Annotated in this window: 19 protein-coding genes and 2 pseudogenes; 11 read left to right on the top strand and 10 right to left on the bottom strand. The window is 70.4% G+C overall.

Annotated features, from left to right (window positions below; translation table 11 throughout):
- Positions 1 to 34 precede the first annotated feature (34 nt).
- Positions 35 to 997, bottom strand: a complete 963-nt coding sequence (locus tag QE388_RS03345; RefSeq protein ID WP_307382918.1) for an alpha/beta fold hydrolase — start codon at positions 995 to 997, stop codon at positions 35 to 37.
- Between the two features lie 79 nt (positions 998 to 1,076).
- Here QE388_RS03345 and QE388_RS03340 point away from each other — a divergent pair, with 79 nt between their 5' ends.
- Positions 1,077 to 1,319, top strand: coding sequence for a DUF3072 domain-containing protein (locus tag QE388_RS03340; protein WP_275801440.1), 243 nt, complete (start codon positions 1,077 to 1,079; stop codon positions 1,317 to 1,319).
- Between the two features lie 31 nt (positions 1,320 to 1,350).
- On the opposite strand, the gene QE388_RS03335 is transcribed toward QE388_RS03340, so the two are convergent.
- The gene (locus tag QE388_RS03335) at positions 1,351 to 1,839 is read right to left on the bottom strand and encodes a MarR family winged helix-turn-helix transcriptional regulator (RefSeq protein ID WP_275801439.1); all 489 of its coding nucleotides are present in this window, start codon (positions 1,837 to 1,839) and stop codon (positions 1,351 to 1,353) included.
- Between the two features lie 139 nt (positions 1,840 to 1,978).
- Here QE388_RS03335 and QE388_RS03330 point away from each other — a divergent pair, with 139 nt between their 5' ends.
- Positions 1,979 to 2,527 carry a MarR family winged helix-turn-helix transcriptional regulator gene (locus QE388_RS03330; protein WP_307382915.1) on the top strand — a complete coding sequence of 183 codons (549 nt, stop codon included), beginning with the start codon at positions 1,979 to 1,981 and terminating at the stop codon, positions 2,525 to 2,527.
- A 10-nt stretch (positions 2,528 to 2,537) separates the two neighbouring features.
- Here the strand turns inward: QE388_RS03330 and QE388_RS03325 are convergent, their stop codons facing one another.
- On the bottom strand, positions 2,538 to 2,855 hold the full coding sequence (locus QE388_RS03325) for a hypothetical protein (RefSeq protein ID WP_275801437.1): 318 nt from the start codon (positions 2,853 to 2,855) through the stop codon (positions 2,538 to 2,540).
- A 113-nt stretch (positions 2,856 to 2,968) separates the two neighbouring features.
- Here QE388_RS03325 and QE388_RS03320 point away from each other — a divergent pair, with 113 nt between their 5' ends.
- Positions 2,969 to 3,286, top strand: coding sequence for an ATP-dependent DNA ligase (locus QE388_RS03320; protein WP_275801436.1), 318 nt, complete (start codon positions 2,969 to 2,971; stop codon positions 3,284 to 3,286).
- 2 nt (positions 3,287 to 3,288) lie between these two features.
- Here the strand turns inward: QE388_RS03320 and QE388_RS03315 are convergent, their stop codons facing one another.
- The gene (locus QE388_RS03315) at positions 3,289 to 3,624 is read right to left on the bottom strand and encodes a hypothetical protein (protein ID WP_307382912.1); all 336 of its coding nucleotides are present in this window, start codon (positions 3,622 to 3,624) and stop codon (positions 3,289 to 3,291) included.
- 119 nt (positions 3,625 to 3,743) lie between these two features.
- On the opposite strand from QE388_RS03315, the gene QE388_RS03310 reads away from it, so the two are divergent.
- From QE388_RS03310 to treZ, 7 genes and pseudogenes are all read left to right on the top strand, one after another.
- The gene (locus QE388_RS03310; protein ID WP_307382910.1) at positions 3,744 to 3,911 is read left to right on the top strand and encodes a hypothetical protein; all 168 of its coding nucleotides are present in this window, start codon (positions 3,744 to 3,746) and stop codon (positions 3,909 to 3,911) included.
- Positions 3,912 to 3,954: 43 nt separating this feature from the next.
- Positions 3,955 to 4,633 (top strand): annotated as a pseudogene (locus QE388_RS03305) (GTP pyrophosphokinase family protein).
- 21 nt (positions 4,634 to 4,654) lie between these two features.
- Positions 4,655 to 5,521 carry a transposase gene (locus QE388_RS03300; protein WP_307382908.1) on the top strand — a complete coding sequence of 289 codons (867 nt, stop codon included), beginning with the start codon at positions 4,655 to 4,657 and terminating at the stop codon, positions 5,519 to 5,521.
- Positions 5,518 to 5,994 (top strand): glutaminase, encoded by a 477-nt coding sequence (locus QE388_RS03295; protein WP_307382906.1) that lies wholly within the window; start codon positions 5,518 to 5,520, stop codon positions 5,992 to 5,994. Before QE388_RS03300 ends, QE388_RS03295 begins: the two co-directional genes overlap by 4 nt.
- Before the next feature lie 64 nt (positions 5,995 to 6,058).
- Complete coding sequence (glgX, locus tag QE388_RS03290) at positions 6,059 to 8,281, top strand: glycogen debranching protein GlgX (protein WP_307382904.1); 2,223 nt, start codon at positions 6,059 to 6,061, stop codon at positions 8,279 to 8,281.
- 5 nt (positions 8,282 to 8,286) lie between these two features.
- On the top strand, positions 8,287 to 10,692 hold the full coding sequence (gene treY, locus QE388_RS03285; RefSeq protein WP_307387041.1) for a malto-oligosyltrehalose synthase: 2,406 nt from the start codon (positions 8,287 to 8,289) through the stop codon (positions 10,690 to 10,692).
- A 93-nt stretch (positions 10,693 to 10,785) separates the two neighbouring features.
- A pseudogene (gene treZ, locus QE388_RS03280) lies at positions 10,786 to 12,538 on the top strand (malto-oligosyltrehalose trehalohydrolase).
- A gap of 120 nt (positions 12,539 to 12,658) precedes the next feature.
- Here the strand turns inward: treZ and QE388_RS03275 are convergent.
- From QE388_RS03275 to QE388_RS03260, 4 genes are all read right to left on the bottom strand, one after another.
- Positions 12,659 to 13,474 (bottom strand): tryptophan-rich sensory protein, encoded by an 816-nt coding sequence (locus QE388_RS03275; RefSeq protein WP_307382902.1) that lies wholly within the window; start codon positions 13,472 to 13,474, stop codon positions 12,659 to 12,661.
- Positions 13,475 to 13,660: 186 nt separating this feature from the next.
- Positions 13,661 to 14,389, bottom strand: coding sequence for a GMP synthase (locus tag QE388_RS03270; protein WP_307382901.1), 729 nt, complete (start codon positions 14,387 to 14,389; stop codon positions 13,661 to 13,663).
- A 64-nt stretch (positions 14,390 to 14,453) separates the two neighbouring features.
- Entirely contained in the window at positions 14,454 to 16,535 is a 2,082-nt protein-coding gene (locus QE388_RS03265) for a CocE/NonD family hydrolase (protein WP_307382899.1), read from the bottom strand.
- 87 nt (positions 16,536 to 16,622) lie between these two features.
- A complete protein-coding gene (locus QE388_RS03260; RefSeq protein WP_307382897.1) occupies positions 16,623 to 17,345 on the bottom strand; it encodes a LysR substrate-binding domain-containing protein in 723 nt (240 codons plus the stop codon).
- A gap of 35 nt (positions 17,346 to 17,380) precedes the next feature.
- Between QE388_RS03260 and QE388_RS03255 the strand changes: the two genes are divergently transcribed.
- Entirely contained in the window at positions 17,381 to 17,770 is a 390-nt protein-coding gene (locus QE388_RS03255) for a DUF1304 domain-containing protein (protein ID WP_058598188.1), read from the top strand.
- Between the two features lie 89 nt (positions 17,771 to 17,859).
- Here the strand turns inward: QE388_RS03255 and QE388_RS03250 are convergent, their stop codons facing one another.
- Both QE388_RS03250 and QE388_RS03245 read right to left on the bottom strand, forming a co-directional pair.
- Positions 17,860 to 18,267, bottom strand: a complete 408-nt coding sequence (locus QE388_RS03250; protein ID WP_058598191.1) for a transferase — start codon at positions 18,265 to 18,267, stop codon at positions 17,860 to 17,862.
- 243 nt (positions 18,268 to 18,510) lie between these two features.
- The gene (locus QE388_RS03245; protein ID WP_275799543.1) at positions 18,511 to 19,287 is read right to left on the bottom strand and encodes a DNA-formamidopyrimidine glycosylase family protein; all 777 of its coding nucleotides are present in this window, start codon (positions 19,285 to 19,287) and stop codon (positions 18,511 to 18,513) included.
- Between the last annotated feature and the right edge of the window lie 76 nt (positions 19,288 to 19,363).

Raw genomic sequence — 19,363 nt, 5'->3', positions numbered from 1 at the left:
TCGGGGGTTGCCGTCTCGCCGGACGAGCGGTAGCTCAGCGTCGCGCCCGGTACGCCTCCCACAGCACGCGCGCGTGCCGCGCCTTGGCGCGCTCGACGCCCGTCTCGTCTTTGCGCGCGGCGCTGATCCATTCCGCCAGGCGGCTCGCCATGGCCCCCAGCACCATGCGGACATCGGCGTGCCGCGCCGGCGGCACGGCGGCCTCGGCCGCCGGCATCCGACCCTTCCGGGCGAGCTCGTCGCGCACGTGCTCCATCGTGAGCCGGGCGACGCCCACCGCGTGGCTGTTGACGACGCAGTGGGCGGCCCCCTCGATCTCCCATCGGCGAGCGGAACGCGCGCGCTCCACCAGACGGGAGTGCAGCCGGCGCGGTGAGGGGCGGTCGAACTCGCCCCGGATGAGCAGGAGGTGGGACCGCGCGTCAACGATGCGGTCGGAGATCCGGTACCGCAGCATGTACGGCAGCGTCTCGAAGAAGTAGAGGAACCCGCACAGCAGGTACGCCGACACCGCCAGCAGCGCGATGTGCAGCGACTCGCGCAGGGTCGACTGTGCGAACCGCACGGCCTGCACGCCGGCCCGCGCTTCGCCCTCGTCGACGACGGGGCTCACGAGCACCGCGTGCGAGAGCTCGCGGCGCGTGAGCACCTCGGTGACCACCTGCGTGCCCATCGAATGCCCGATCAGCACCGGGTCGCGCAGGCCGTAGTGATCGAGCACCCCCTCGACCTGATCGGCGAAGAACGCGGCGGTCGGCTGATCTCCGGATGCCGGGACCCCGGCGAAACCGGGGAGGTCGAGCGCGTAGACCTCTCCCTCGGCCGCCAGCAACGGCGCGAGGAACTCGAAGTAGGTCGACGCCACGCCGATGCCCGCGACGAGCACGAAGTCCCGGCCCGTCTTCGCCCCGGTCGACACGCGCGTCACCCGCGTCCGTGCGCGCCCGCGCCGGTACGTCTCGACCTGGACGTCGGCGGGAGGCGGGTCGTTCGTCATCGATCCAGGATGCCGTACCGGACGGGGCGCGCTGTCAATCCCGGAGTCGGTGTCGGACGCTCCGCCTAGCCTCGGGCGCATGAGCGATACCTCCCGTGAAGAAGAGACCCTCGGCGCCGTCCGCGACGGTGGCGACAACCCCGCTGAGAAGGATCCGTCCGACTGGGTCACCGGCGACGAGCCGATGACCGCGCCGCAGCGCAGCTACCTCGACACGCTCGCGCGCGAAGCGGGGGAAGAGATCCCCGCCGACCTGACGAAGGCAGAGGCGTCCGAGCAGATCGACCGCCTGCAGTCGGCGACCGGTCGCGACTCCTCCTGAGTGCGACGCGTCCCGTTCGTGCTGAAGAAGATCAGTGCGAGCGGGACGCGGTGTCGGCCGCGGCGATGCCCTCCACGTGCTGCTTCTCGACGCGCGCGATGTCGTCGAGGAAGTCGGCCACCACGCGTCGTTCAGCCGCGCCGAGCTTCGACGCGGCCTCGGCGACCGAAGCCCGCCGGACCGAAAGGATCCGTCGGGCGGGAGACTCGGGATCGACGGTCGCGCGCACCACGATCGAACGCCGGTCGCCGGGGTAGGGCTCTCGCTCGACCCAGCCCGCTTCCGCGAGGCGATCGATGAGGGTGGTCGTCGCCGCGGACGAGATCCCGAGCATCTCGGTCAGCAGGCGCGGGGTGACGGGATCGTCGTCTTCGCTGCGCTCGAGGAGGAAGCGGAGTACTTTCGCGTCGTTCGGGCCGATGCCCAGGGACTGCAGCGCCGCCCGTTCCGAGATCGCGCTGGAATCGGTGAGGTCGCTGAGGGCCTTCACCACGTCGTCTGCCGTGGCCGTGTGCCGCATGTCACCTCCCGCGGATTCCTTGTCGGTCGAGTGTCTCGATGTCCTATCAACTCGTCAGCCGATGTATTTTTCCATGGTACTCGTCCCCCTCGCGCAACGGCAGGGGCCTGGACAACGCGCCCTGACATAGGATGCCGAGGTGGAGAACGCCTCATCGTCGTCGCGCTACTGGTACGGCGCGAGCGAAGAGGAGCGTCGGCACCGGGCCGTCGAGGTCCTGCAGGCCTTCCGCGTCTACCGCGCCGCCGAGGTCGCCATGCGCCGCCGCACGCGTGAGGCGATGTCGATGGGCGAGAACGACCTTCTCGTGCTCCGTTACCTCCTGCGCGCAGCGGGTCAGGATCGCCATGTGACACCGGCCGAGCTGACACGGTACCTGGGGGTGTCGACCGCCTCGACCACGGCGATCATCGACCGCCTCGAGAGGTCCGGCCACGTCACGCGTGTGCCGCACCCGACCGACCGGCGGAGCGTCCGAATCGTCGCGACCGCGGCCAGCGACCATGAGGTGCGAGCGACCCTCGGCTCCATGCACAGTCGCATGATGGCGGCTGTGGCCGAGATGACGCCGGAGGAGTGCGACGTCGTGGTCGCGTGTCTGGGTCGGCTGCAGGACGCGGTCGACCAGGTCGATCCCGCTCCCGCCTCGCACGAGACATCGCCCGAGGACGCCGAGACCACCGTTTAGGTCTCGGGGGTCAGGGCTTCGGGTTCTCGGTTCCCGGCTCGGGGACGATGAGCAGGCCCCCCGAAGAGTTGGCCGAGTTCGCCAGCTCCTCCACCCACGCGCGGCTCAGCAACGCCGGCTCCGGCTCGTCGAAAACGAAGCGAAGGGGAATGGACGGGTGCAACCACACGGTGCTGCGCCCGACCTCCTGGCCGGGACCGTGCGTCCACGAGAGGGTGAAGCTCTCCCCCCGGCGGAGCTTCGTGGCGATGACGACCTTGATATGCGCCAGCGCGCGGTCTTCCATTTCGATCGGCGTCGCGACGTCGCCGTAGTAGAGCGTTCCCACCCCAGGCACGTTAGCGAGATCGGCTCGCGCTCTCCGCGGGGTTGATTTCCCCTCGACCGACGTGGCACGCGTCGTCGGGATGACTTGTGCGTTCCTCGGATAGGCTCGACCCCATGGGCAGATTCATCTACGACACCGTCGCCAACGCCGTCGACATCGATGACCGCACGCTGGCTCACCTGCGCATCGTCGTGATGAACAAGCTGCGCCGCTCCGAGTCGTTCATGTTCGACGTCGAGGTGGGAGACGGCAGCGGTCGCCGCAGCTTCTGGATGCACCCTTCGGTGCCGATCCAGTTCCACTTCTACGGCAGCCGCCCGCCGCGCATCAACCGCGTGTGGGTCGAAGACCTCATGCTCGCGGCATCCGGACCCAACGGGCTGGCGATCACGCCTGAGCCGTCCGAAGACAGCGTCTCCGACGAGGGCTGACCTCAGCGGGTCGAGCTGTCGCTCTTCGTCTCGTGTGACGGGGCGATGTCTTCGGCGACCAGCATGATGCCACCGGACGAGTTCGCCGACTCCGAGAGACGCGCGATCCACTCCCGGCTCAGCTTCGTCGGTTCGGCGTCGTCGAAGACGAACCGCAGCGGGATCGCCGGGTGCAGCCACAGGGTGCTCCGGCCGCGAGGCTCCTCGTCGGGGTGGCGCCACGACAGGGTGAAGCTCTCACCGCGGCGGAGCTTCGTCGAGATGACGACCTTGAGGTGCGCCAACGCGCGATCCTCGATGTGAACGGTGGTCGAGCTTCCGTAAATGATCGTCCCCATGCCTCCACACTAACCGCGCGGCCTCACCGGGAGTACGCCGTGCGTCCGAGAGTGTCAAGCCACCCGGGCGGAGCGTGGCGTGCTGCCACCGTAGAAGCACTCCACGGAAGGACAGCGCCGTGAACGACCGATACCCCCCGTCTCCGATGGAACCCGGCGAAGGCCCCGCCGACTCCGCCGGTTCCCCTGGCTCCGCCGACCTCCCCGACGTCTTCGACGGGCTGGTGGGAATCGACGTGGTCGACGGCGAGCTCGTGCCGCGGGAGCCCGGGCCGCCGCGCGCGTGACGCTCACAGGACGCTCGTATCTGCACCCGATACCGTCGGTCGCATGGCCGATTCGCTGGACGATCAGCAGATCACCGTCTCGAGCGCCGCTCTCCGCGCCATGCGTGACGAGTTCCAGAGATTCCTCATGGAATACCGTTTCGGGCTCGCCGAGGTCGACACGAAGATCGCGATCCTGCGCGAAGAATTCCAGGAGATGCACGACTACAACACCGATCGAGCACGTCTCGAGCCGGGTGAAGACGCCCGACAGTCTCGTGGACAAGGTGCAGCGCAAGGGCATCGACACCGACTTCGACTCCATTCGCGCGGCGATCACCGACATCGCCGGCATCCGGGTCACGTGCAGCTTCATCGACGACGCCTACCGGCTGTCCGATCTGCTCACCCAGCAGGACGACATCACCGTCCGCGACGTCAAGGACTACATCGCCCGGCCCAAGGCCAACGGGTACAAGAGCCTCCACGTCATCGTCGAGGTGCCCGTCTTCCTCTCGACGGGCAGGGTCCAGGTGCCGGTCGAGGTGCAGTTCCGCACCATCGCCATGGACTTCTGGGCGAGCCTGGAGCACAAGATCTACTACAAGTACGACCGCCTCGTCCCCGCCGATCTGCTCGACCAGTTGAAGGATGCCGCCGACACGGCCGCCGAGCTCGACACCCGCATGGAGCGCCTCCACCGCGAGATCCGCGGACCCCGGCCCGGGGTGGTCTCGATCTGACCCGACGGTCAGAATGGAGCGATGACCGGCGCAGTGCGAAGCGACGACGACGCGCTCGTCGACGAAGCGGCGGCCGACCTGCTCGCGCTCCCGCCCGCCCGTTTCACCGCCGCTCGCGCGGAACGGGCAGCCGCCGCGGCGGGAGCGGTGAGCCGCCGGATCGCGAAGCTGCGCAAGCCGACGGTGGCCGCGTGGGCGGTCAACCTGCTCGTCCGTGACGGTCGCCTCGGCGAAGCGGTCGAGCTCTCGCGGGCTCTGCAGGAGGCGCAGGACGACCTGGATGCCGCCGAGCTTGCGCGCCTCGGAAAGCAACGGCGCCAGCTGGTCGCCGCCCTCGCGCGGCGCGCGGGCGAGCTCGCCGCCGAAGCGGGGACGCCGCTCAGCGCGGCGATGGCGGAGTCGGTGGAGAAGACGGTGAACGCCGCGGTGGTGGATCCGGAGGTCGCCGCGGCCGTGCTCACGGGGCGGCTTGTCTCACCGATCGATCTGGCGACTCTCGACCCCGGCGGCCTCGGAGACGCCGTCGCGGGCTCCGTGCCGCGAGGGATGGCCCCGGCGCCGCCGCGCGACGATCTCGCCGCACGGCGGGCGCGCAAGGCCGCCGAGCGGGCGGTGCGCGAGGCCGAACGCGTCCACGCCGACGCCGTCCGCGAGAACGCGGCCGCGGACCGTCGTCTCGCGACGGCGCGGGAGCGCGCCGATCGCGCGCGCGAGCGCGTCGAGGGGCTGCGAGCCGATCTGGCGCGCGCCGAGGCTGACGCCGCCGATGCGGATGCCGTCGTCGGACAGCGCGAGAGCGAGCAGAAGGAAGCCGCCGCGGCGACGCGCGCCGCGCAACGGGGGATCGAGCGAGCCGAGGCCGCCCGCGCGGATGGGGCGGACGCGTGATCGCGGCACTCCTCGATGACGCGCGAGCCCGTCTGGCGGATGCGCCGCGCGAACGGCTCGGCGAGCTCCAGGAGGGACGCCGGGTGCTCGGCATCCCCCGCCCGCCGCGCATCGTGGCGCGCGGAACCGCGTGGCACCTCGGCGTGCTGCTGCTCACCGACGAGGCCGTGCTCGCCACCGGCGACATCGTGCGTTCGCGCGCCGAGGTGCGCCGCGGATTCGCGGCCGAGTCGCAGCGTCGACGAGCAGAACTCGCGGCCGCGGCCGCGCGCGGAGGAGTCCCCGAGGGGCAGACGGTCCACATCGAGTGGCATCCGATCGACCTTCCCGCCCTCGGCGAACGCTCGACGCCGCTCGCGATACGCGGGGGAGAACCGCTCGTCCGCTGGAGCGCGGCAGGCGGTTTCCTGCCGCTCGCGCGCTACCTCGACGAGCGCGTCGAGCTGCTGCGCCATCCGCCCGAGCGCGCATAGTCGGGGCCGGGGCGGGTGTCAACAGCCATGACGCGCCCCGTCGGGGAAACAACGCTGGTCTATCGTGAGCGACGTGCAGCAGGTATGGCCAGGATCCAGTTATCCCCTCGGGGCCACTTACGACGGTAACGGGACGAACTTCGCCCTGTTCAGCGAAGGAGCAGAGAAGGTCGAGCTCTGCCTCTTCGACGAGAACGGGAAGGAGACGTGCTTCGAGCTGATCGACGTCGACGCGTTCGTCTGGCATGCGTATCTCCCGAACATCCAACCGGGACAGCGATACGGGTACCGCGTTCACGGGGAGTACGACCCCGCGAACGGCAAGCGCTACAACGCGAGCAAGCTCCTGCTCGACCCGTACGCGAAGGCCGTCGAAGGTCAGGTCGACTGGGGCCAGCCCGTCTTCAGCTACGAGTTCGGCGATCCCGACTCGTTCAACGACGAGGACTCGGCCGCGCACATGATGAAGGGCGTGGTCATCAACCCGTTCTTCGACTGGTCGGGCGACCGCCAGCCCAAGACCCCCTACTCCGAGACGTTCATCTATGAGGCCCACGTCAAGGGCCTGACCCAGCTGCACCCCGACGTTCCGGAAGAGCTGCGCGGCACCTACGCGGGCATCGCGCACCCGGCCGTGATCGACCACCTGCGCAAGCTCGGTGTCACCGCGATCGAGCTCATGCCCGTGCACCAGTTCGTCAACGACTCCACCCTCGAAGAGAAGGGGCTGTCGAACTACTGGGGCTACAACACCATCGCGTTCCTCGCGCCCCAGAACACCTACTCCTCGACCGGCGATCACGGTCAGCAGGTGCAGGAGTTCAAGGCCATGGTCAAGGCGCTTCACGCGGCCGGCATCGAGGTCATCCTCGACGTGGTCTACAACCACACGGCCGAGGGCAACCACATGGGCCCGACCCTGTCGATGCGCGGCATCGACAACGAGGCCTACTACCGCCTCGAAGACGACGACAAGCGGTACTACACCGACTACACGGGCACCGGCAACAGCATGAACGTCGGCAACCCCCACACGCTGCAGCTGATCATGGACTCGCTGCGGTACTGGGTGCTGGACATGCACGTCGACGGCTTCCGCTTCGACCTCGCCTCGACCCTCGCGCGCGAGTTCTACGAGGTGGACAAGCTCGCGACCTTCTTCGAGCTCGTGCAGCAGGATCCGGTGGTCTCGCAGGTCAAGCTCATCGCCGAGCCCTGGGACGTCGGCCCCGGCGGCTACCAGGTCGGCAACTTCCCGCCCCAGTGGACGGAGTGGAACGGCAAGTACCGCGACACCGTCCGCGACTTCTGGCGTGGTGAGCCGCAGGCGCTCGCCGAGTTCGCATCGCGCCTCACGGGGTCCGCCGACCTGTACGAGCACTCGGGGCGCTTCCCCGTGGCATCCATCAACTTCGTCACCGCGCACGACGGTTTCACGTTGCGCGACCTCGTGTCGTACAACGAGAAGCACAACGAGGCGAACGGCGAAGACAACAACGACGGCGAATCGCACAACCGCTCGAGCAACATGGGCGTCGAAGGTCCCACGGACGACCCCGAGGTGCTCAAGCGCCGCGCGCAGCAGCAGCGCAACTTCATCGCCACGCTCCTGCTCAGCCAGGGCGTGCCGATGCTGCTGCACGGCGACGAGCTCGGCCGCACGCAGGGCGGCAACAACAACGGCTACGCGCAGGACAACGAGATCACCTGGGTGGACTGGTCGAGCGTCGACCACCCGCTCATCGAGTTCACCGCGGCCCTCGCGCGGCTGCGCAAGCAGCACCCCACCTTCCGCCGCAGCCGCTTCTTCGACGGCCGCCCCGTGAAGATGGAGGAGGGGGCGCCGATCCCCGACGTGGTGTGGCTGCGTCCCGACGGCTCGCTCATGCAGCCGGAGGACTGGGACAACGGCTTCGGCCGCGCCGTCGGGGTGTTCCTCAACGGCCAGGGCATCCGCGAGCGCGATCGTCGCGGCGAGTCGATCAGCGACGACCACTTCCTCGTGCTGTTCAACGCGGGCGACGAGCCCGTCGACTTCGTTCTGCCGGACTTCGAATACGCGCCCGAGTGGGACGCCTACGTCGACACCGCGGGGGAGCGCGCGAACACCGAGCCGCTGAGTCCGGGTGAGACGCTGCCGATCGAGCCCAAGTCGCTCATCGTGCTGCGCGAGCACCACCTCCCCGAGCCCGAGGTCGACCACTCCGTGGCCGCCTCGCTGACCGCCCAGATCCAGGTGGTCGGCCCCGATGACCTGCCGGGCCAGGCGCCCAAGCCGGAGTTGTGACCGAGATGCGGCATCCGCTTTCGACCTACCGCCTGCAGATCCGCGAATCGTTCACCCTCGACGACGCCGCCGAGGTCACGGGATACCTCCGTGACCTCGGGGTCTCGTGGGCGTACCTGTCGCCGCTGCTGGAGGCGACGCCAGGCTCCGACCACGGGTACGACGTCGTCGACGTCACGCGGGTCGACCCCGCACGCGGCGGTGCCGAGGGCCTCGCGCGCTTCGCGGAAGCCGCGCGTGGGGAGGGTCTCGGCATCCTGGTCGACATCGTCCCGAACCACATGGGGGTCTCGGAGCCGCGGACGAACGCCTGGTGGTGGGACGTGCTGCGCCAGGGTCGCGCCTCGGTGTACGCCGACTCCTTCGACATCGACTGGGAGTTCGGCGGCGGCAAGGTGCGCGTACCCGTGCTCGGCGACGACCTCGACGCGGTCATCGGCGAGATCTCGTACGACCCGACGCCGGCTGACGACGCTCCCGACGGTGTGATCCGGTACTACGACCACGCCTTCCCGGTCGCGCCGGGGACGGGGACGGATGCCGCGGCCTCGGGCTCGCGGGACGCCATCGTCGCTCTGCTCGACGCGCAGAACTTCGAGCTGCGGTTCTGGCAGGACGAGGCCGCTGACCTCAACTACCGCCGCTTCTTCGCCGTCACCACCCTCGCCGGTGTCCGTGTCGAGCTGCCCGAGGTGTTCCAGGCGACGCACGCCGAGATCCTCCGCTGGGTGCGCGAGGGCCTCGCCGACGGTCTGCGCGTGGATCACCCCGACGGCCTCGTCGACCCGGGTGGCTACCTCGACCGGCTCGCGGTCGCGCTCGAGGAAGCGGGCGAGGGCGAGGTCGGATACGTCCTCGGTGAGAAGATCCTCGAGCACGGCGAGGCGCTGCCCTCGTGGTGGAAGACCGCCGGGACGACAGGTTACGACGCGCTCGCCGAGATCGACCGCGTGCTGACCGACCCCGCGGGCGAGGCGGCGCTCGACGCGCTCGACGCACGTCTGCGCGCCGACAGCGACCTTGCGCCGCTCACCGGGTGGCACGATCTGATCCACGACACCAAGCGCAAGATCGCCGACTCGATCCAGGTGTCGGAGATCCGGCGGCTCGTGCGGGGTCTTCCCGCTGAGCTCCGTGCGGAGTTCGGGGCCGACGTGCTGCAGGACGCGCTCGCCGAGGTCCTCGCGTGCTTCCCCGTCTACCGCTCCTACCTCCCCGCCGGCCGCGCCCACCTCGATGCCGCCGCGGGCGAGGCCGAGGTGCGCCGACCCGAGCTCGGCGACGTGATCGAGAAGCTCGTACCGGTGCTCGCCGACACCAGCCGCGAGGTCGCGTGGCGGTTCCAGCAGACGACCGGCCCGGTCATGGCCAAGGGCGTCGAAGACACGGCGTTCTACCGTTACACGCGGCTGGGCTCACTCACCGAGGTGGGGGGTGACCCGGGCGAGTTCGCCCTCGACGTCTCGGGATTCCACACCGCCCAGGCGCTGCGGCACGCGTCGTGGCCGACCGCCATGACCACGCTGTCGACGCACGACACCAAGCGCGGCGAGGACACGCGCGCCCGCATCGCGGTGCTGGCCGAGATCCCGGAGCGCTGGGCGGAGGTGCTGGGCGAGTTCCGCGGAATCGCCTCGACCGGGCACGGTCCGTTCGACAACCTGCTGTGGCAGGCGATCGTGGGCGCGTGGCCGGCATCCGCCTCCACTCCCGAGGGGCTGAAGGTCTATCGCGAGCGTCTGCACGCTTACGCCGAGAAGGCCGCGCGCGAGGCGAGCGAGGTCACCGGCTGGTGGGAGCAGGACGAAGCCTTCGAGGAGCGCATGCACGCGGTCGTCGACGCGGCGACCGGCCCCGCCGCCGAGCGGGTGCGCGCGTTCGTGGACGAGATCTCGCCCGCGGGCTGGTCGAACGGCCTGTCGGCGAAGCTGCTGCAGATCATGGGTCCCGGTGTCCCCGACGTCTACCAGGGCTCGGAGCTGTGGGAGCAGTCTCTGGTCGACCCCGACAACCGTCGCGCGGTGGACTTCGCCGAACGGCGACGTCTGCTCGCCTCGCTCGACGCGCCCGGCGCGGCTTTCCCCGCGGTGGATGCCACGGGCGCGGCCAAGATGCTCGTGACATCGCGAGCGCTGCGTCTGCGTCGCGAGCACCCGCTGGAGATCTACCGTCCGCTGGAGGCCGCGGGAGTGGCATCCGATCATGTCATCGCGTTCGATCGCGGTGGGGTGTTCGCCGTCGCGACGCGGTTGCCCCACGGCCTGGTGGCGGCGGGCGGATGGCGCGACACGGTGGTGCTGCTCCCGGACGTGCCCCTGATCGACGTGCTGACCGGCCGCTCCTTCGCGGGCGGACCCACCCCGCTGACCGACCTCCTGGCCTTCTACCCGGTGGCCCTCCTCATCTTCTGACCCCCCGTCCCCCGAGCGCGTGAGGGGTCACTTTCTGTCGCTTCACGCCTCTCTGAGCGACAATTTCTGACCCCTCACGCGTAAGGACACACCATGAGCATCGACGTCTGGGCACCGAAGGCAGAACGGGTGCGGTTGCGCCGGCTGGATGACAGCGGCGATGCCGTCGTCGAGGACATCGAGATGGAAAGCGCCGCCGACGGGTGGTGGACCGCCCCGGTCGACCTCGCCGACGGAGAGCGGTACGGCTTCGTCCTCGGCGACGGCGACGACCTGCGCCCCGACCCGCGCTCACGGCGCCAGCCGGGGGGCGTGCACGAAGCCTCGGCCTGGTTCGACCCGAGCGTCTACGCCTGGAACGACGCGAGCTGGACGGGCAAGCAGCTCGCGGGCGGACTGATCTACGAGCTGCACCTCGGCACCTTCACCCCCCGAGGGGACGCTGGATGCCGCGATCGGGCGCCTCGAGCACCTCGTCGACCTCGGTGTGACCCACGTGGAGCTCCTCCCGGTGAACGGCTTCAATGGCACCTGGAACTGGGGCTACGACGGCGTTCTCTGGTACACCGTGCACGAGGCCTACGGCGGACCCGAGGCATACCAGCGCTTCGTCGACGCGGCGCACGCGGCCGGCCTCGCGGTCATCCAGGACGTCGTCTACAACCACCTCGGTCCCTCGGGAAACTATCTGCCCGAATACGGGCCATACCTGCGCGAGGGCAGCCGCAACACGTGGGGCGACTCGATCAACCTCGACGAAGACGCGGTGCGCGCCTACATCGTTGAGAACGCTCTGATGTGGATGAGCGACTACCACGTCGACGGTCTGCGCCTGGATGCGGTGCACGCGCTGCTCGATCACCGCGACCCGCACGTGCTGCAGGAGATCGCCGAGCGCACCGACGCCCTGTCGGCGCACCGCGGCATCCCGCTGACAACCATCGCCGAGAGCGACATGAACGACCCGAAGCTGATCCTGCCGCGCGAGACCGGCGGCTACGGCCTCACCGCGCAGTGGTCGGACGACTGGCACCACACGGCGCACGTCGCCCTCACCGGCGAGACGATCGGCTACTACGAGGACTTCGCCGACCTCGACGCGTTCCGCAAGGTCAGCGAGGGCGGCTTCTTCCACGACGGCACCTACTCGTCGTTCCGCGAGGAGAAGCACGGAAAGCCGATTCCGGATGCCGTGCCCAACTGGCGCCTCGTGACCTTCGCGCAGGATCACGACCAGATCGGCAACCGTGCCGCGGGCGACCGCCTGTCGCAGTCGCTCGGCTACGACCGCCTCGCCGCGGCCGCTGTGCTGACGCTCACCGCCCCGGGCACACCGATGCTGTTCATGGGCGAGGAGTGGGGCGCATCCACTCCCTGGCAGTTCTTCACCTCGCACCCCGAACCCGAGCTCGGCAAGGCCACCGCCGAGGGACGCATCGCCGAGTTCGCGAAGATGGGCTGGGACGAGTCCACCGTGCCCGATCCGCAGGACCCCACGACGTTCGAAAATTCGAAGCTCGATTGGGACGAGGTCGGCGAGGGCGACCACGCGCAGCTGCTGGGGCTGTACCGCGAGCTGGCGAAGCTCCGCCGGGAGCGCCCGGAACTGACCGACCCCTCCCGCGTGGGCCTGTCGGCCGCGGCGCGCGAGGCGACGGGCGGTCGGGTGTACGAGCTTCGTCGCGGTGACCTCGTGGTCGTCGTCAACCTGTCGGATGCCGAGGTCTCGGCATCCGTCTCCTCCGGTGCCCGGGTGCTCTTGGCGACGACGGAGGGCGTGGTGCTCGACGGCGTGGCGCTCACTGTTCCCGCCGGCGGGAGCGCGATCGCGGCTCCGGCTCTCTGATGTGGGGCGCTGCTTCGTATCGACTCCTTAGGACCTCGTCCCACTTCTGACGGAGCATGTCCCACTTATGGCGGGTTGGGGGCTGCAACCAGCCATAAGTGGGACGAGGTTCGAAAGACGTCAGTCGACCGACGGGCGGATCAGGCGCAGGATGCGGATGACGGCGGGCGGCAGGAGCACGAAGGCGGCCACGATGATCGCCATCACCCCGATCCCGGTGCTCCGCGGCTCGCCGCCGAATCGCTCGACCGCGAGCCAGCTCAGTCCCCACGCCAGCGCGAGGGCCGGGGTGAGGCGCCACGAGCTCTTCCACGCGATCGCGAGGCCGATGAGGCCCACCACGACCAGGACCCCGATGCCGATGGCATCCGCCGCCTTCTCCCACGACGAGGGGGCGACGGTCGTGAGCCAGGCGGCCGTGTTGGCGACCGTGGCCAGGGTGACCCAGCCGAGGTGCAGACCCGTGACGCCGTCGATGAGGATCGAGTCGACCACGCCGCCGCGCGGTTCGCGCGTGAGCACGGCGACGCGGAACGTCCAGCCGAGGGCGGCCAGGAGCAGCACGATGACGACGACCGTGAGGAAGAGGGTGCCGAAGCGCGCGGCGACGAGCCACAGACCGTTGAGGGTCATGGTCAGGGCGATGAGCCAGCCGAGCGCGCGCTGGCGCGGGTTCGTACGCTGGCGCGGGAGGGCCTGCCAGATGGCGTACGCGATGAGGCCGAGGTAGATCGCCGACCAGATCGAGAACGCCGGCCCCGCGGGGGCGAGGTACGACCCGTTCGTGCTGAGCGCGCCGTCCTGCTGATCCTCGACCGCGGTGTTGCCGAAGGCGCCGGCGCCGATCACCGCCGCGATGATCATGAACGACAGGGCGGAGAGGACGACGATCTGACGTGCGAGGTCGTTCCCCCGCCATGGAGCTTCTACGTTCATGGGCTAAAGCCTAGATAAGCTAGCGAGATTCGCGGTTCGGGCTTGACATCGCGGCATCCGGCCCGCGCCGTCGTGCGGAGTTGGGGGCGGACACGCCGTGGAGCGGGTCGGCGGGGCGGCGTGTCGGGCATGGACTCCGCCTGACGGCTCGCGTGACGGGGCACGCCGCGACGGCCCGCGGGAGGGTCAGACCGCGACGGCCCGCGCGGCGAAAGACCGCAGCAACAGGGTGGGCTGCTCGACCGAGGCCGTGCGCACGTGCGCCGAGACCTGGTCGAACGCCTCGGCGTCGAAGTAGCCCGCGTCGCGGTAGACCTCCATCCGCGCGACGAACGCCTCGGCGGTCGGCTCGGGGTGGAACTGCGTCGCCCACAGGCCGGCCCCGGCGCGGTACGCCTGCACCGGGCAGGCGGCGTTCTCGGCGAGGAGCGTCGCCCCGGGAGGCACGCTCGCGGTGCCCTCCTTGTGCGCGGTCAGCGCCTGGAAACGCGGGCTCAGGATGCCGAACAGCTCGTCGTCGCGCCCCGCGTCGGTCAGCGCGATCTCGGCGGGGCCCGTGCCCTCGGGGGTGTTCAGGGTGACCTCGCCGCCGAGCATGCGCGTGACGACGCCGATGCCGAAGCACGTGAACATCGCGCTCGTGCGCCCCTCGATCGCGGTGGCCGCGAGGCGCTCGAGGTCGCGCTCGAGACGGCGCTGCTCGTCGGTCTTGTCGGGATCGGTGACGTTGAAGGGACTTCCGCCCACGACCACGGCGGCGAAGCGCTCGATATCGCGGGGGAGGGGCTCACGGACGAGGTCGTGGTGCACGAGATCGTCGTCGTCCACCCCGAGTCCGTCGCGGAACGACGCCCACTCGGCCGCGGCCGCATCGCGCTGCGGGCGGGCGCAGACGTAGAGCAGGCGAGCGGTCACCCAGGGATTCTATGCGCGCGCACGGGCGTCGTGCCCGGGGCTGGACTCACGAGGAAACAGCGGGTCACCTCCGGGAACCGCGCCCGGCTGTCGCGCTCGCCCGCGCATCGGTCCCGCTCACGCGCGACCGCCTCACCGCGATGAGGAGGGCTCCCGCGAGGAGCGCTGCGGCGCCCCCGACCGCGAGGCCCGGGCTCGACGGCATCCCCGACTCGGCCAGGCGCGCGGGGGCCGCGCCCGAGGCCGAGGGGGTCGGAACGGGTGCGGGGGAGGTTTCCGCCAGGGAGAAGCTCGGCGTCGCCGCGATCGGGACGGGCCAGCGGGCGTCCTCGAGGTACGTCGCCAGGAAGGGGGCCGGTTGCCCCTCGGTCGGCACGTCGTCGGCCGTTGACTGCAGCGGGAGCGTGACTTCGCCGCTCTCGATCGTGACGGTCTGCTCGCTCGGCGAGGGGCGCCAGGCGAGGGAATCGGTCGTTCCGACCGTGACCAGGAGCGCGTGCCCGGGCGCGAGCGTCCACTCGACGTTGCGCAGGTGCATGCGGGTCGTCCCTGACGCGTCCAGGGGTGCCGCTTCTTCGACGATGAGCGTCGGCACACCGTCGGGCTCGACGTCCCACAGTCGCGCGTGCGCGACGCCCGCCCCCTGGGTGCGGAGGTTCAGGGACGCCCTGCCGCTGAGGCGCGTGGGCTCGTCGACGGGGGCGGAGAGCGTCTGCGAGGCCCCGATGGTCTGCGCGTCGCGCGGGGCGGTGCCGAAGAGCGAGCCGTCGCCCTCGTCGCCCGCGGGGAGAGCATCGGCGCCGCGGCCGGTGTCGACGTACGAGCCGGGCGCGAGAGGAGCGGTGACCTCGTGCGTGACGCCGGGCCACGACGACTGGAGGCGCCAGCGCCCCTCGTTGTCCTGCAGCGCCCAGGCGGGTTCGGGGGCCGGCGCCCCGAGCAGATGAGCGTCGAAGAACGCCCGAACCTCGTCGACCCATCCGGCGCGGCCCATCTTCAGACGGCCCTCGTCGTCTACGTCGTTGCCGGAGTAGTGGTCCCACGGCCCCGCCCACCCGCTCACCGGACCGGCGACGGCATCCAGGAACTCCGCCATGCCCTCCGGGCGGGTATTCCTCTCGGTCCACCCCTGCGTGAGGAACAGCGGGATCGTCGAACCCTCGGCGCGCTGCGCGGTGTTGCGCGCGGTCCAGAAAGGCGACGAGGGATCGGATTCCAGGGTGTCGGCCAGGATGCCGGCGGCGCACTCGGGGTGGGTCTGCTCGTACGCGGCGTTCGTCCGGTAGCGCTCGGTGTCGGGCGGGATCACGACGCCGTCCACGGTCCCGGAGTGATCGATGCCGGGCAGGGCCGCGATGCGGTTGTACGCCTCGATCGTCGTGCGGTTGTTTTCGGCGGGGATGCCGTTCTCGTAGAGGTAGTCGTACAGGTCCCACGACGGCTCCTGGGCGACGACCGCCGCGAGGCCCGCGGGACGGTCGGCGAGACCGATCAGCCCCGTGACGGCGTCGTACGACTTCCCGTACATCCCGACGCGACCCGTCGACCACGGAGCGGATGCCGCCCACTCCACGAACGCGCGCACGTCGGCCTGCTCGCCCGGACCGCTGAAGTCGTAACAGCCGGAGCTCCCGCCGAAGCCGCGCAGGTCGCCGAACACGACGGTGTAGCCGGCGGCGAACAGGCCGCCGTCGTCGATGAAGGCGCGGTGGCGCATCGAGGGGCCGGTGAACGACTTGCCCTCGTCGGCCTGCTGGCCCGCGTGCGAGAGGTAGGGACCGCTGATGAGGATCACCGGCGTGCGGGCGTCCGCCGGCACACCCGCCGGACGGAGCACGTCGGCGTGCAGTTCGACGGGGTCGCCGTTGCGATTCGCGACGGAGGACGGCAGGTAATGCTCGGTCCACACCGCGCCCTCGGGGACCGAGGGGTTCTCCGCGTGCGTGACGCCCCGCGAGACGTCGGGGTCGGCGTCCACATCCGCGTCGGGCGTGGGGGCGCCGTCGTCCGCGGAGGTGGCCTCCGCGGAGGGGGCGGCGGGCGCCGACGCGGCGTCACTCGTGTCGGAGGCGATGGCGGGGGTCGCGCCGATGAGAGTCAGCACGACGGTCAGCACCAGGGCGTTCGTCGTTGTGCGTCCGTGCATTCCGTCTCCCCTTCGCGGTGCGCGTCGATCGCACCCTACCGCGCGGGGCGTGTCCCTCTCCCGGTGTGCGGGCGCCCCCGCGCGGAGTCAGCGCGAAGAGCGCGCGGTGCGTCCCCGGACGATGCCGACGAAGGCCTCGACGTCGGCGGTCGTCCGTTCGCGGAGCCACGCGAGCGCGACCGTCGACACCGGTCCGTCACTCAGCACCCGGTACTCGACATCGCGGCGCTGGTGGGCGCGCGCGAGCGACATCGGCACGACCACGACGCCGACGCCCGCGGCCACGGTCGCGATGGCTTCGCCGGTGTCCGACGGCGGCGCGAACGTCGGGGGGACGGCATCCGGGATCCGCGCACCGAGCACGTCGTCGGCGGGGACGATCACGACCTCGCCGGCCAGATCCGCGGTGTCGAGCTCGTCGCCGGCCGTCAGGTGAGAGTCGACCGACATCACGACGACGGGCTGTTCCTCGTAGAGCGGGATGAGGTGGAGGTCATCGGATGCCGTGACGGGGAGCCGCACGAGAGCGGCGTCGACCTCGTCGAGGTGCGACCGTTGCCCGGCGACGTCGATCTCCCGGAGCTCGAGGGTGACGTGCGGCATGCGCTCACGCCACAGGCCGATCCACTTCCCCGGGGTCGCACCCGGGACCGCGCCGAGCACGAAGGTGCGCGGGGGTTCCGGAGGAGCGGGGGCGGGGCGCGGTGCCTTCCCTCTCGCGGGGCGCTTCGGCGTGGAGGGCCGTGCCGCTCCGCCCTTGCGGGCACCGCCGGTGGGACCACGTCCCCGGGACCCACTGCCGCTCGCCATGGTTCCAGGCTATCCGCGCGAGTAACGTGGAACGCATGATCGGCATCCTGGCGCTCGTGTTCGCCGGCCTCGCGGCCCTGCTGCACGTCTACATCTTCGTGCTCGAGAGTGTCCGCTGGTCGCAGCCGAAGACGTGGAAGGTCTTCGGGATCGCCGATCAGAAGACGGCGGATGCCACGAAGCCGATGGCCTACAACCAGGGCTTCTACAACCTCTTCCTCGCGATCGGCGCCATCATCGGCATCCTGTTCTGGATCGTCAACGGCGTGGGCGACGTGGCCGGACGCACGCTGCTGATCTTCTCGCTCGGCTCCATGCTGGGTGCGGCGCTCGTGCTCGTGACCTCGGGCAGCAAGTACCTGCGCCCCGCGACGATTCAGGGCACCCTGCCGCTCATCGGTCTCGTGCTCGCGATCTTCGCCTGACGGGTCCGCTGCTCAAGAGACGAAAACCCGCACGCTCCGAGGAGTCGTGCGGGTCGTGAGGCCACGGGACGGCTGTCGCGGCGGCCGGATCACGCGGCCAGGCGGAGTCCCCGCTGGTCGGTCGCGACCGCTTCGCCGTCGTTGATGATCTCGTCGTCGCCGATGAGCGAGCCCGTCGCGACGCGGGCGTTGTGGCCCACCTGCGTGCGAACGCCGATGTGAGCGCCCGCGCCGATGACCGCGCCGGCGCAGATGTGCGCGTGCGGCTCGATGCGAGCCTCGGGTCCGATGACGGCGTCGGATTCGATCCACGCCCCTCGGCCGACACGAACACCCGCGGCGATCTGCACACCGGGTTCGACGTAGGCGCCGTTCTCGACCAGCGCCGACGGGTGGACCTTCGCGCCGTGCGCGACGAGTCCGCGACCGTTGACGTGCTTGCGGTAGCGCAGCGTCTCGCCGTGGTCGTTTTCGATGTCGATGTAGTTCTTACCCACGATCCCCTCCGGTCGACTCTCGGATTCAGCCGACATGTATGACAACGGGTGGGGAATGCCCTTCATTCCCTCGAATGGTTCTTCGTCGCCCGTGCCGCCATCGGTTTGCTCGACGTCGAGAGAAGTGCGGCGAGGACTCTCGACGATGTTTCGTCCTCCTGTTCTCGCACGTCGACGGCGGTGAGCCTGCCGGGTTGACAGACGGGCGCGAAGGGGAGGCTGATCCGGGGTGCTGCTCGACCCTCACGCCGGCTGGCAGGTAGGGCACCAGTAGACGTTGCGCTCGCTCGTTGCCGAGGCTCCGAGCGAGGTCGCGCGGATCGATGTGCCGCAACGCCGACAGGGCGCGCCCTCACGTCCGTAGACCCAGAACCGACGGCCCGGGCGGGTGTCGCCGGTGAACGTCCGTTCGGGGCGCGGGAGGTTGGCGCGGATCATGCGCTCGCCGAGCGCGATCGTCGCCTGCACGTCGATCTCGGTGGCCGGGGTGGTCGGCGCGATGCCGCGCACGAAGAGCAGCTCGTTCGCGTAGACGTTGCCGAAACCGGCGACGTTTCGCTGATCGAGCAGTGCGACGTGCGCTTCCCGCGGGTCGGCCGCGACCCGGCGCACCGCCTCGGCTTCATCCCAGTCGTCGGCGAGGAGGTCGGGACCGAGGTGCCCGATGACGGTGTGCTCGTCGACGGTGCGCAGCACCTCGACCATCGCGAGGTCGAAGCCGACGGCATCGGCTCCCGCGACCCCGACGATCGCGCGGGCTTTGAAAGCGGGGCGGCGCCAGCGCTCGCCCGGCCGGTACACGTCCCACCGGCCCTCCATCTTGAGGTGCGAGTGCAGCGTGTATCCGCCGATGCGGTGCAGCAGGTGTTTGCCGCGCGCGGCGACCTCGTGCACGGTCTCGCCGCGCAGATCGGCGGTGGCGCTCCCGGGGACGCGGATGTCGAAGCGCGTGACGACCTTTCCGGCCAGAGCGGCCGAGAGCTTCGCCGCCGCGCGGTAGACGGTGTCACCCTCAGGCACGGGCGGCCTCCGCTCGGGGCCGGACCACGGTGCGGCTCGGCTCCCCGACGTGGAGGACGGGGGGAGCGAGGCGGTC

It is taken from the genome of Microbacterium sp. SORGH_AS_0969 (assembly GCF_030818255.1).
GTDB lineage: Bacteria > Actinomycetota > Actinomycetes > Actinomycetales > Microbacteriaceae > Microbacterium.
This window is presented reverse-complemented; position numbering and strand designations above follow the sequence as displayed.

What these genes read in the sequence shown, in the direction of transcription:
- QE388_RS03255 (WP_058598188.1), top strand. Translation starts at nt 17,381, where the DNA reads ATGATCGGCATCCTGGCGCTCGTGTTCGCCGGCCTCGCGGCCCTGCTG.
- QE388_RS03340 (WP_275801440.1), top strand. Translation starts at nt 1,077, where the DNA reads ATGAGCGATACCTCCCGTGAAGAAGAGACCCTCGGCGCCGTCCGCGAC.
- QE388_RS03300 (WP_307382908.1), top strand. Translation starts at nt 4,655, where the DNA reads ATGACCGGCGCAGTGCGAAGCGACGACGACGCGCTCGTCGACGAAGCG.
- QE388_RS03320 (WP_275801436.1), top strand. Translation starts at nt 2,969, where the DNA reads ATGGGCAGATTCATCTACGACACCGTCGCCAACGCCGTCGACATCGAT.
- treY (WP_307387041.1), top strand. Translation starts at nt 8,287, where the DNA reads ATGCGGCATCCGCTTTCGACCTACCGCCTGCAGATCCGCGAATCGTTC.
- QE388_RS03345 (WP_307382918.1), bottom strand. Translation starts at nt 997, where the DNA reads ATGACGAACGACCCGCCTCCCGCCGACGTCCAGGTCGAGACGTACCGG.
- QE388_RS03335 (WP_275801439.1), bottom strand. Translation starts at nt 1,839, where the DNA reads ATGCGGCACACGGCCACGGCAGACGACGTGGTGAAGGCCCTCAGCGAC.
- QE388_RS03260 (WP_307382897.1), bottom strand. Translation starts at nt 17,345, where the DNA reads ATGGCGAGCGGCAGTGGGTCCCGGGGACGTGGTCCCACCGGCGGTGCC.
- QE388_RS03265 (WP_307382899.1), bottom strand. Translation starts at nt 16,535, where the DNA reads ATGCACGGACGCACAACGACGAACGCCCTGGTGCTGACCGTCGTGCTG.
- QE388_RS03275 (WP_307382902.1), bottom strand. Translation starts at nt 13,474, where the DNA reads ATGAACGTAGAAGCTCCATGGCGGGGGAACGACCTCGCACGTCAGATC.
- QE388_RS03315 (WP_307382912.1), bottom strand. Translation starts at nt 3,624, where the DNA reads ATGGGGACGATCATTTACGGAAGCTCGACCACCGTTCACATCGAGGAT.